A 12,799-nucleotide genomic window follows, 5' to 3' on the forward strand; every position below is an offset into this window, starting at 1 on the left:
AATAAATACAATAGATCCATGTTAAAGATTAATGTAATAGTATATATGATAAAATTATAAATATATTATTTAGTTATAGAAATAGAAAAGTAAGGAGGTAATAGAGGACTTATGATTCAATTGCAACATTTAATATTCTTTGAAAAAATTGCTGAGAAAAGTAGTATGAATAAGGCAGCTGAAGAATTATATATTAGTCAACCTAACTTGAGTAAGGCGATTCAAAATCTGGAGAAAGAATTGAAAATTAAGATATTTGAACGAACGAACAAAGGGGTAAAGTTGACAGAAGATGGTTATAAATTATACAAATATACAAAAACAATCCGTAAACAGGTGGATATGATTCAAGGTATTGCGTTAAAAGAAATTCCTAATACAATAAGTGTATCTGCCTATCCATGTCCTATATTATATAAAGTTTTAGGTGAATTCTACAATATGAATAAGGATCACTATATAGAGGTGACGTTAAAGGAAGAAAGGATACAAAATATTATTGAAAGTGTGGCAAATCTTCAATCTGATATTGGAATAATAGAGATTAATAATGTTCAAAAAAAAGAAGTTAGGCATATATTAGAATCGAAAAATTTAGAATATCATGAGTTTGCAAATGATACTTGGTATGCACTCGTTGGAAAAAGTAGTCATTTTTATAATAAAGAAATAATAGAAATGTCTCAGCTTGTTGATTGTACTATTATGCGTTCTCCAGATGATTATTTTTCCAACTTATCTTATTTATTCGAAGTAGATGGGGTACACTTCACCGAATTTGAAAAAACAATGTTTGTAAATGACTATTTAACTAGATTAAGACTTCTGAACATGACAAATATGGTATGTATAGAAACTTCATGGGATAAAGAGCTTGAAAGAGAGTTTGGTGTTAGAGCTATACCTATTGCTAATTGCAATATACAAATAAGCATGGGTTGGATTAAACGAAAAAAGGAAAACCTTTCTGAGAAAGTGTTAGATTTTATTGAGATATTAGAGAAATTATTTCAATAAATATAGTAGTTATAATTAATAGTAATAACTGAAATATAAATATAATATCTTATTCAGACAAATAAAAAAGTGTTACTATTACCTTATCGATAAGAAAAAATTCAACAAAAAATGATAATATGTTGAAAAAATTATTAAGGGGGTAATAATAAATGGCTATAAAATATGTTCCAGAACCATTTAGAATCAAAATGGTAGAAACTATAAAGGTTCTTTCTAGAGAAGAAAGAGAAGAAGCACTTAAAAGAGCAAAGTACAATATGTTTTATTTAGCAGGAGAAGAATGTTATATTGACCTTTTAACAGATAGCGGGACTAATGCTATGAGCCAAGAACAATGGGCAGGGGTAATGAGAGGCGACGAAGCTTATGCAGGATCAAGTAGTTATTACAAACTGATTGACGCAGGTAAAGACATTTTTGGATATGAATATATTCAACCTGTACATCAAGGGCGTGCTGCTGAAAAGATACTTTTCCCGATTTTATTAAAGGAAGGGAAATATTCTATTTCTAATATGCATTTTGATACAACGAGAGCACATGTAGAATTATCAGGGGCTAGAGCAATAGATTGTACTATAGAGGAAGCATCAGACCCATCTTTAAGAGTACCTTTTAAAGGGAATATGGATATAGAAAAGTTAGAAAAGCTTATTCTTCAATATGGTGCTGAAAATATTGGTGTTATTGTTATTACAATTACGAATAACTCTGCTGGTGGACAACCTGTTTCTTTATCAAACGTAAGAGAAACGGCTGCTATCTGTAAAAAATATGGTATACACTTTAATATAGATGCTGCTAGATATGCAGAGAACGCTTTCTTTGTTAAACAACGTGAGGAAGAATGCAAGAATATGTCTATAAAAGAAATTATTAAGACTATGTTTAGTTACGCAGATACTTTTACAATGAGTGCTAAAAAAGATACAATTGTTAATATGGGTGGATTACTTGGTGTTAAAGCAAATACAGAGTTATTCCAACAAATTAAAGGTAGAACTATTTCATATGAAGGATTTATTTCATATGGTGGTTTATCAGGACGTGACCTTGAAGCTTTAGCAATTGGTTTGTATGAAGGTTTAGATGAGAATTATTTAAGATATAGAATAGGACAAATGGAATATCTTGCAGCACGTTTAGATGATGCGGGGATTTCATATCAAGCGCCTGTAGGTGGACATGGGGTGTTCGTAGATGCAAAGGCAATGTTCCCTCATATTCCATATTACGAATTCCCAGGACAAGCTCTAGCAATTGAACTGTATAGAGAAGCAGGAATACGTACATGTGATATAGGTTCTTATATGTTAGGAAACGATCCTGATACTAAGGAACAACTAAAGGCTGATTTTGAATTTACAAGACTTGCAATACCACGTCGTGTATATACTCAAGCACATATTGACCTTATGGCTGATGCTTTGATATCAATAAAAGAAAGAGCTACATCTGTTAAAGGTTACAAGATTACATGGGAGCCACCTATTCTTCGTCACTTCCAAGCATATCTAGAGCCAATTGAAGAGATATAAACTAATGAATATAGAAATACTTATTCTGCATTTTAAATAGGTAGTCCGTTTTGGGCTACCTATTTATTTCGCTTTTAGTAATTTATATAATTATCCATTTTCATGATATTCTATTATGCTTAAATGCTTTTTTCTTAGCAAGTAATTTTAGTTTTGATAAGTATTACTGTGAAACTTAGATATAGTGGTTTAAGTTGTTGAAGTTAGAAGAAAAATTTATCAGTTATATATTGTAAATTATAGTATTTAATAATTCTATTTTCACACATAATATATTTAATAACATACTAGAAGAGGTGAATACATAATGAAAGATTACTTTGATAACTTAGATGTTATTGAGAAAAATCTTAAATATTTAACTGAAAAACACGGTGAAATCTATGAGTCATATGAAAAGTTTGGGAAATTAGTACATGAAAAGGGCGGTCCACTAGATGAAAAAACACGCTGGCTTATTAAAATAGCATTATCTACAGATTGCCAGTATGAATATGCATTAAGAACTCATATTCTAAAGGCTTTAAAGGCTGGATGTACAAAAGAAGAAATAGAACATGTAATGCTTCTTGTAGCACCAACATGTGGATTCCCAAAGATGATGCAAGGACTACTTATACTAAGACATATTCTAGAACAGGAAATATAAATAGCTACAAACTAAATTCCCTCAATGAGGGAATTTTTGTTTTTGGAGTTAGAATAAATACCTAATATAATAATTTAAGTTTATTGAAATTACATACTTATATTGATAAAATAAAAGGAAACGTCAATATACAAAGGAGCAAATACAATGAACTTAAATTCAAATGAAAATATTTATAAAGATTTATTAAATATATTAGAAAATGGACAAAAAGCTGTTATGATTACAACTTCAATTTATAATACTGAAAAAAACGATTACTTGAGAAATGAAATATTACTCACGGAAGAAGAATTAACTAAAAATTCTAAAAGCCTAGAATCAGATTTACATAAAAAAGCTTTAGATGTTCTTGAAACAGGAAAACTACAATTTATAAATGACCAGGATAAAGGGACTATTATAATTGAACCTTATTTTCCAGAACCTAAATTAATTGTTTTAGGAGGAGGACATATTTCAAAACCTCTAGTGGAATTTGCATCAAAGGTTGGATTTTCTGTAACTGTTATAGATGACAGGCTTTCATTTGCAAACTCAAATAGATTTCCAGAGGCAGAAAAAGTAATTTGCGAAAGCTTTGAAAAGTGCTTTGAAATGCTTAACCTAAATAAGTCTTCTTTTGTTGTTATTGTAACTAGAGGTCATAGACATGATATGTTGTGTCTGAAACAAACACTTAAGTATGATACCGGTTATGTTGGTATGATAGGCTCAAAGAGACGTATTAAAATTACTAGAGAACAATTATTAAGCGAAGGATATTCAAAAGACCAATTAGACAATATTAATGCTCCTATAGGTTTGGATATTAATGCAGTTTCACCTGAAGAAATAGCTATATCAATATTAGCAGAGCTTATTAGCTATAAGAGAAGTAAAAAGGTGAATTATTTAGAATTTGAGAGTTCAATAATAGATGAATTATCAAAAGATATTAATGAGCCGAGAGCAATGGCCACTATAGTTTCAACTAAAGGATCAGTACCAAGAAGAGCAGGGGCAAAAATGATTGTTTACCCTGATGGTAGAATTATGGGAAGTATAGGCGGGGGATGTAGTGAAGGAGAGGTAATAAATACAGCTAGAGATATTATAAGAAATGGTGGATATAAAATCCAAAAAGTTGATATGACAGGTACTGTTGCGGAAGAAGAAGGGATGGTATGTGGAGGTATAATGGAGGTATTTATAGAAAAAATATAACAATATTTGGAAGAGTGGTTAAACCACTCTTATTTAACGAATATAAAGTCGAAATTCATTGATTAAAGTCGGAAAATTGTATATAATTTCTTTGTATAGAGATGGCCAAAGAACCATCTTAATTTAGAAATTATATATATAATGAAAGTGAGGATGTTCTCGTGAATCAAGGAAATCAAATTAAGGAGTGGTCTAACCCTACTCCAGCAGGATTAGTTGCCTTAGCAGTAGCATGTTTCTGTTTCTTTGCTTTATTATCAGGCAAAGTAACACATGATGCATTGCCGTTATTAGGTATTTGGTTATTAGGAGGATTTGTAGTACAACTTGTAGTTGCTCTAATTGACCTAAAGGGTGGAAATACAACAGGTGGGAATACATTTTTATTTTTCAGTGCCTTCTTTATGTTAGTAGGTGGTCTTGAAATGATTACGAAGTTCCTAATGGCTACAAATAATATTGCACTTGATGCTCGTATTGATGGATGGGCATGGTTAGTATTGACAATTGTAGTAATGTTATGGACACCAGCGTTTTTAAAAACACCGCTTGTATTAAGTTTAATAGTATTTGCATTAGATATATCACTTCCATTCATTACTTTAATGGATTTAGGTATCTTATCAAAGGATTTTGCAGTAATACCAGCTTGGGGGTTATTGATAGCAGGTATATTCGGAATATATTTATCTGCAGCTATGGTCGTTAACACAGCGTTTGGTAGAGAAGTATATCCTATGCCTGGCCCTATTATAAAGGATAAGAAACAAGCAGAAATGGCTAAAAATTCTGTAGCGTAATAACAGATTCACATAAAAATAAATAATTTAAATATAAAATACAGCAGGTGTATACCTGCTGTATTTTATATTTAAATTATTTATGAGTTATCTAGTCTAAAGATAAGCTTGTACCACATATAAAAAAGTATATTAGTGGAAACGGTATTAATGATATAATAAGTCACATAAGCAAATAAAGGCAGGGGTGAAATATGGTATATATAACATTAGATGACATATATAGTAATGCTTCAAAGGAAGTTACTATAAGCAAAGGCAGAAAGTACTGTAGTGAAGGAAGAGTCAAAATAAAAGATTTTGGTGAAAAAGCTAATATAGTCAAGGCTATTGTTTCAGGTAATTATGACTATGATGTAGAAATTGAGTTTGATAAAAATGGTAAGTTTGACTTTGCAGCCTGTGAGTGCCCTGCTTATAACGATAAAAGTGGTAATTGTAAACATATAGTAGCTACAATGTTTAAGATTTTTGAAATGGGGAGATCCCAAAAAGCTGAAAAATTAAAAGAAGAGCATATTGCTAAGAATATATTAGAATTTTTCACATACAAAAAAAGTGAAGATAAGGTATTGGTTAATGTTGAATATGATTATGAATATAATTACGGAAGTAATGGATTTTTAAGGGAAACCTATTTAAATTTAAAAGTAGGAGAACATAAATTATATACAGTTAAAAATACAAAAAAGTTTATAGAAAGTATTATAAATAATGAACAGCTATATTTTGGGAAAGATTTTACTTTTGATCCGAGTACACATTATTTTAGCGATGAAGATAAGAATATTATAGATTTATTACAAGAGGTCTATGATATTGAAAATTCCTTAGATGAAATGTCATTTTCTCTTAGAAATCCAAGCCTTTTCAAAGGGAAAAAGGTATATCTTTCTCAAGCAATAATAAAAAGATTTTTTGATTTAGCAAAAAGAACGAAAGTTAATATTGTAATTAATGAAAATAAATATAATGATATAGAAATAGTAGAAGAAGATATAGATATTAAGTTTATACTAGCTGAAGAAAATAGTGATTTTAAGTTAGAAATAAATACAGAAAATAAAATAATACCTCTTGTAGAAGATGGTGGTTATATTTTTTCAAATAATAAAATTCATAAAATATCATCTACTCAAAGCCAGAATCTAAAACCATTTATTGAATCAATAGGTATTAAAAATAATAATTCCATTAGAATACCTCAAAAACATAAAGAAAAATTTATTTCTTATGTTTATCCAGCAATCAAAAAAATAGGAAAAATAAGTCTTAACAAGGAAGTAGAAGACACTATATATGACCCTGGATTAAAAACAAATATATTTTTAGATAAAATAGATGAGGGAATTGCTGCTAATGTAGAGTTTGTATATGGAGATATAATAATAAATCCTTTCAAAAGGGAATATAAAAACGAAAGAAATGATAATAAAATAATTTTAAGAGATATAGAAAATGAAAATGAAATACTTTCACATTTTGAAATTTCTGAGTTTAAAGTAGGTAGTGAATATATATATTTAGACGATGATGATAATATATTTGATTTTATATACGATAAACTGGATTTATTAAACAATATTTGTAATATATTTTATTCCGATGATTTTAAAACATTAAAAATTAATAAAACATATTCAATTTCAGGAGGGGTTAGATTAAAACCTGATAATAATTTTTTAGAGTTTAAATTTTCAATAGAAGGGATAACTGATGAAGAATTAAAAAATGTATTTAAATCAATTAAGGAAAAGAAAAAATATTATAAGCTAAAGAATGGATCATTTTTTTCTATTGAAAATGATGAATTAAACAAATTACAAAAACTCGCTGATTACTTAGAAATAGATGATATGTCAAAGGAAGAAATTGCAATACCTAAATATAAAGCTTTATATATTGATGAGTATTTAAAAGAGAGTAATATTAAATCTATAAAGAGAGATCTTATGTTTAAGGAATTAGTTCAGAATATAAGAGAACCTGAAGATATTGAATATAATATTCCTGTAGATATAGATAAGATTTTGAGAAACTATCAAAAACTTGGTTTTAAGTGGTTGAAGACTCTTAATAACTATGGATTTGGGGGTATCTTGGCAGATGATATGGGGCTTGGTAAGACAATTCAAGTTTTATCATTCTTACTTTCAGAGAAAAACGAAAAGGGAAGACAGCCATCACTTATAATTACTCCAACATCACTTGTGTATAATTGGTTATCAGAAATTGAAAAGTTTACTCCAGACTTAAAGGCTCTCATTATTTCTGGGAATAAAGAAGAAAGAGAATCTTTAATAAATAATATAAGTGAATATGATATTGTGATTACATCGTATCCACTTATTAGAAGAGATATAAATTTATATAATTATTTTAATTTTAGATTTTGCATATTAGATGAAGCTCAGCATATAAAAAATCCATCATCTAATAACGCAAAGAGTGTTAAGGAAATAAAAGCAGAAAACTATTTTGCCCTTACTGGAACTCCTGTTGAAAATTCTTTAACAGAATTATGGTCAATTTTTGATTTCATAATGCCAGGATTACTTTCTTCTCATAGTAAATTTACTAAAAGATTTGAAAAACCAATAGTTAAAGATAAAGATAAAGAGTCGTTAGATGAATTAAGAAGGTATATAAAACCATTCATTCTTAGAAGATTGAAAAAGGATGTTTTAAATGAACTTCCAGAAAAAATAGAAAGTGAAATAATATCCCAACTTACTGATGAACAAAAGAAAATTTATTTAGCGTATTTAAACAAGATAAAAGGTGAAATCAAAGAAGAAATAAATACTAATGGAATTGAAAAAAGCCATATCAAAATCCTTGCAGGGCTAACTAGGCTAAGACAAATTTGCTGTCATCCATCTATGTTTATTGAAAATTATGAAGGGGAAAGTGGCAAGTTACTGTTATTAGAAGAACTTATAAAAGAGAATATAGATGGTGGGCATAGAATTTTAATATTTTCCCAGTTTACGTCTATGTTAAGTATTATAAAAGATATGTTATTAGAAAATAATATTGATTATAAATATTTGGATGGTTCAACTAATATTAGCGATAGGGGTCGTCTAGTTAAAGAATTTAACGAAGGTGAAGGAGCTGTATTTTTAATTTCTTTAAAGGCAGGGGGAACTGGTCTTAATTTAACAGGAGCTGATACTGTTATACATTTTGATCCTTGGTGGAATCCTGCTGTAGAAGAACAAGCTTCTGATAGGGCATATAGAATAGGACAAAAAAATACTGTTCATGTAATGAAATTAATAACCAAAGATACGATAGAAGAAAAGATTTATGCATTACAACAAAGAAAAAAGAAATTAATAGACTCTATAATTAAGCCAGGAGAAACTATAATTTCTAAACTAAGTGAAGAAGAAATAAAGTATATTTTTGATTTATAATAAAATTTAAAAAGGTTATATTCTTCAAATTTGAAGAATATAACCTTTTACATTAAGGAAATTATAATTTCCATCATATAAACTTGAGCAACGGATCTGTTCCTTAAGATCGTTGGCGAAATGAGCGCTGCGATTTTTAGTAATTTCTTTTTAACATTGTATTTATAATATCTAGAAGTATTTCTTTTGCTTCGCAATCTGGAAGCTTATTTAATTGGTTAAAAGCCTTTTGAGTATATAAGTTAGCTAAATTTCTAGATTTTTCTATTCCACCATGTTCCTTTGTAAGATCTAATATCCTGTGTATATCATTATCAGTAATATCATCTTTATATATCAAGTTTCTTAATTCTCCGCTTATATCTTTTTGAAGAGCATAAATTAAAGGAAGAGTATAAACACCTTCTTTTAAGTCACCTTTGATACTTTTTCCTAAAAGTTTTTCATCGCCAGTATAGTCTAGAATATCATCTATAATTTGAAATGCCATACCTACATTGTAGCCTATTTTACCTAGAGCTTTAGTTTGCTTTTCCGAACAGTTACTTTCACTAGCTCCTATATATAGACTCAATGCAAATAAAGCTGCTGTTTTACCAGAGATAACCTTTAGGTATCTTTTAATTGATATGCTTTGAGAACGTCTTAGATAGTATTGTCTAAGTTCACCAACACATATATGTGTAATAGCATTAGATATATTTTTCATATTTTCTGCTGTATATTCATTAGAGAGCATAGAAAAACACTTGCAAAATAAAAAGTCTCCCATAAATACTGCATAGTCCTTACCATACTTAGACTGAATAGTTTCATTTCCTCTTCTTAAAGGAGAGTCATCTACAATATCATCGTGAACTAATGTAGCCATATGAAGAAGTTCAATTACGGCAGCTAGTGGATATAGTTTATCCTTATCATACTGACCGAATCTTCCGCCTAATAAAAGAAAAGCAGGGCGAAGAAGCTTTCCTCCAGACTCAATTAGCTCTACAAGGGGCTTTTCAATATACTTTTCACTAGACCTCACATTTTCTTTCATTATTTTTTTTACATCTTCTAATTCTGTTTTGATTATTGGATACTTAGTCCAAAAGTTATTCATGAAATCACCCTTACTGTATGATTTTTAAAACAAAAGCCCTTTCGAAACAAAATAGCTTCGAAAGGACATATATTTCTAATCTACATATAAATATGTTTTCCTAGCAAAACCTGTTTTACTCCACCATTTTTTTATAAAAGGTAGAACATAATAGTCAAGTCCAAGTACACTTCCTGACCAACCTATTAAGGCAACAGCACTAAACATAAACCATAACATTTCAGTTGGAGCCATACCTGAAGACCAGATCATTATACCCATTAATATTGATACAATTGCAGCTAAAGGAGTAAATAATCCAGCTATTAATAAAAGACCTACTACTATTTCAGCACAAACCATACCAGTTTGGAAAACTTGAGCTAATCCAGTAAATCCTCCATCTGGTGTATAGAAGAACATATCCATAGACCATTTTACCATATTTGCTATAAAATCTGGAACTGGTAATGCTTGGACTGCAGCTACTGCAGTTTCTGCTGTAGATTCTGCTGCTGCAGATGCACCTGAAGTAGCTGCTGCAGGTGAAGCTGGTATTAAGAATATATTACTTGGATCTTCTAATATCTTTGGAAGTTTAGCTAACCCTTCTGTAAGCCACTTATATCCAACGAAAAGTCTAAGTGGAACAAGCCAGAAAACAGGAGCAGCTTTTGAGAAAAGACCGCCAACGCAACTTCTATTATCTTTAACATGGAAAAACTCAAGCATAATATAAGACCAACATTTATTAAATCCAGCTACTTGGAAGAAATAAACTAAGTTGATAAAGTGCTTAACAAACATAGCTAAGAATCCAGATAATTCGAAGAACTTACCAGGAGTTCCAAGATGAGCTACTCCGTATTTTCCACCTACACATACCATAGCTCCATGGAATGCGGGCTTATAAGATTTCTTTTGTCCGCCAGTAATGTCTGTAGCAAGGTTATGTGCAATTAATCCAGATGAATGTTCAGCATTTTCTACCATCTGAGGTACAGGTCTTTCTTCTCCCTCTGGAATATAGAATATATTATCTCCAACAACATATACATTTTCATAATCTAATGATTGCAATTTATCATTTGTAACAATTCTTTTTCTTCCTTCTTGTTTTAACTCAGTATTTCCAACTGTATCAGATCCTTCTACACCTGCTGCCCAAATTACTGTATGAGTAGGTATATTACGGCCACCCTTTAATATGGCATAATCTTTTCCTATTTCTGAAGTAGGAGAGCTTGTTATTATTTCAACACCTAATTTTTCTAACCTTTTAACTGTTTTGTTAATAAGATTGTCTGGGAAAATAGGTAAAATTTTAGGCGCTCCATCCACTGCATAAAGTTTTACTTCATTTTTATCAATGTGGAAATCTGCACATAAGCGATCCTTGTATTCGCCTAATTCTCCAACCATTTCTATTCCTGTAAAACCAGATCCAACTACTACAAATGTAAGTAGAGCTTTTCTTTTTTCTGCATCTGGCTCAACCATTGCTTTTCTAAACATATTAAGAATATGTTCTTTTAAATTAACTGCATCTTCATAAGACCATAATGGGAAACTATTTTCTTCAGCACCAGGAACTCCCCAGTAAGTAGGTTTTGAACCTGTTCCAATTACAAGATGATCATATTTATAAGAATTTTTCGCAGATTTTAAAACTTGATTCTTAAAGTCCATGTTAGTTATTTCATCTAATACAACGTTTACCTTTCTTCCAGCAAACACCTTTTTTAAGTCAATTCTAATAGAATCTTCTGATACTCTTCCCGCAGAAACCTCGTGAAGTTCTGTTAACATTGTATGATAAGAATTCTTATCAATAAGTGTAATTTCAACAGAGCTATCATTTTTGAATTTTTTAGCAAGCTTTTTAGCAGTTAAAATACCACCATATCCAGCTCCTAAGACAACAATTCTTTTCTTGTTATCCATTTATAAATCCCCCTTTCAATTAATAAGTAATAACTTAAAATTCAACGAATTTTTACTTATTTTTCATAAATACTTCATATTTCTACTTATAACATTTACTATTATATCATCAGAATCTAGATATATCAACACATTATAGGTTATACATTGACTAAATAAAAATTTATCAATGTATAAAATATATTAATATCTAAAAAGTGACATTTTTTCCGGGAAAAAATTATCAAAATGAAAATTTACTTAATAAAAAGTATTCACAATATGGTGTTTATATATGGTATATTGTTAAAAAAATATTATTATATTTCATTAGTTTAGTTATTTTAAACAAAATTTAGTAAATAATGCAAGTTTATGACAAGATATTTTTAATTGTTTTATTTGTAAAGTATGTTTAGAAATGTTATTTTAACTCGAAAAAAACGTTTTTTGTTTGTATATTGACGACTAAAATTACCTATGATATATTAATATATAGTAAAATTGGTAAAGAAATATTACTGTTTTTCAATAGTTTAACTATTTTGAAAATTGAATTAAAGGGAGGAAATTTTTATGAAAATGAAAAAATTATTATCTTTAGGAGCTGCATTTATGGTAGCTGGATCTTTAATGGTAGGATGTACTAGCACTAAGGAAGAGCCAAAGGAAGAAGCAACAGAAACAACTACTACAGAGCAAACAACAGAAGAGACTACAGAAGCTACAGAAGCTACATATAAAGCAGAAAGCGAAGCTGATGAGCGTGGATATAAAGGTGTAGTAGAAATAACTTATAAAGATGGAAAAATATCAGAAGTAGTATACAATGAAATAGGTAAAGATGGAAAGACTAAAAAAGAAGATGAAGCATACAATACTGAAATGGAAAAGGTATCTAAAATAAGTGCAAAAGATGCACAAATACAATTAGAAAAAGCTTTAGTAGAAACTCAAGATATTGAAAAAGTAGATACAGTTTCTGGTGCTACAGGTACTTCAGAATTATTCAAAACACTTGCTAAAGAAGCTATAGCACAAAAAAAATAAGTTAATATAAAAAGTAAATTTACATGGCTTTAGAGATCTTTCTCTAAAGCCATTATTACTTATATAAAGTAACAATAGATATATGGTATAATAATTCTGGTTATTTT

General features: G+C 29.4%; 9 protein-coding genes. 7 read left to right on the forward strand and 2 right to left on the reverse strand.

Annotated elements, in window-relative coordinates:
• The first annotated feature begins 111 nt into the window (after positions 1-111).
• The 6 genes from ACUSRV_RS09190 to ACUSRV_RS09215 all read left to right on the forward strand — a co-directional run bounded on the left by ACUSRV_RS09190 (position 112) and on the right by ACUSRV_RS09215 (position 8,635).
• Positions 112-1,017, forward strand: coding sequence for a LysR family transcriptional regulator (locus tag ACUSRV_RS09190; RefSeq protein ID WP_490141649.1), 906 nt, complete (start codon positions 112-114; stop codon positions 1,015-1,017).
• Positions 1,018-1,169: 152 nt separating this feature from the next.
• Positions 1,170-2,558: a tryptophanase gene (locus ACUSRV_RS09195; protein ID WP_490141650.1), complete on the forward strand. Its 1,389-nt coding sequence runs from the start codon at positions 1,170-1,172 to the stop codon at positions 2,556-2,558.
• 307 nt (positions 2,559-2,865) lie between these two features.
• On the forward strand, positions 2,866-3,207 hold the full coding sequence (locus tag ACUSRV_RS09200; RefSeq protein ID WP_490141651.1) for a carboxymuconolactone decarboxylase family protein: 342 nt from the start codon (positions 2,866-2,868) through the stop codon (positions 3,205-3,207).
• Between the two features lie 147 nt (positions 3,208-3,354).
• On the forward strand, positions 3,355-4,413 hold the full coding sequence (locus tag ACUSRV_RS09205; protein WP_490141652.1) for an XdhC family protein: 1,059 nt from the start codon (positions 3,355-3,357) through the stop codon (positions 4,411-4,413).
• Between the two features lie 161 nt (positions 4,414-4,574).
• Entirely contained in the window at positions 4,575-5,213 is a 639-nt protein-coding gene (locus ACUSRV_RS09210) for an acetate uptake transporter family protein (protein ID WP_490141653.1), read from the forward strand.
• A gap of 194 nt (positions 5,214-5,407) precedes the next feature.
• Entirely contained in the window at positions 5,408-8,635 is a 3,228-nt protein-coding gene (locus ACUSRV_RS09215; RefSeq protein ID WP_490141654.1) for an SNF2 helicase associated domain-containing protein, read from the forward strand.
• 136 nt (positions 8,636-8,771) lie between these two features.
• Here the strand turns inward: ACUSRV_RS09215 and ACUSRV_RS09220 are convergent, their stop codons facing one another.
• Positions 8,772-9,740 carry a polyprenyl synthetase family protein gene (locus tag ACUSRV_RS09220; protein ID WP_490141655.1) on the reverse strand — a complete coding sequence of 323 codons (969 nt, stop codon included), beginning with the start codon at positions 9,738-9,740 and terminating at the stop codon, positions 8,772-8,774.
• 75 nt (positions 9,741-9,815) lie between these two features.
• Positions 9,816-11,663: an FAD-dependent oxidoreductase gene (locus ACUSRV_RS09225; protein ID WP_490141656.1), complete on the reverse strand. Its 1,848-nt coding sequence runs from the start codon at positions 11,661-11,663 to the stop codon at positions 9,816-9,818.
• Between the two features lie 555 nt (positions 11,664-12,218).
• Here ACUSRV_RS09225 and ACUSRV_RS09230 point away from each other — a divergent pair.
• On the forward strand, positions 12,219-12,692 hold the full coding sequence (locus tag ACUSRV_RS09230) for an FMN-binding protein (RefSeq protein WP_490141657.1): 474 nt from the start codon (positions 12,219-12,221) through the stop codon (positions 12,690-12,692).
• Positions 12,693-12,799 lie beyond the last annotated feature (107 nt).

It is taken from the genome of Sporacetigenium sp. TC11, assembly GCF_058146105.1.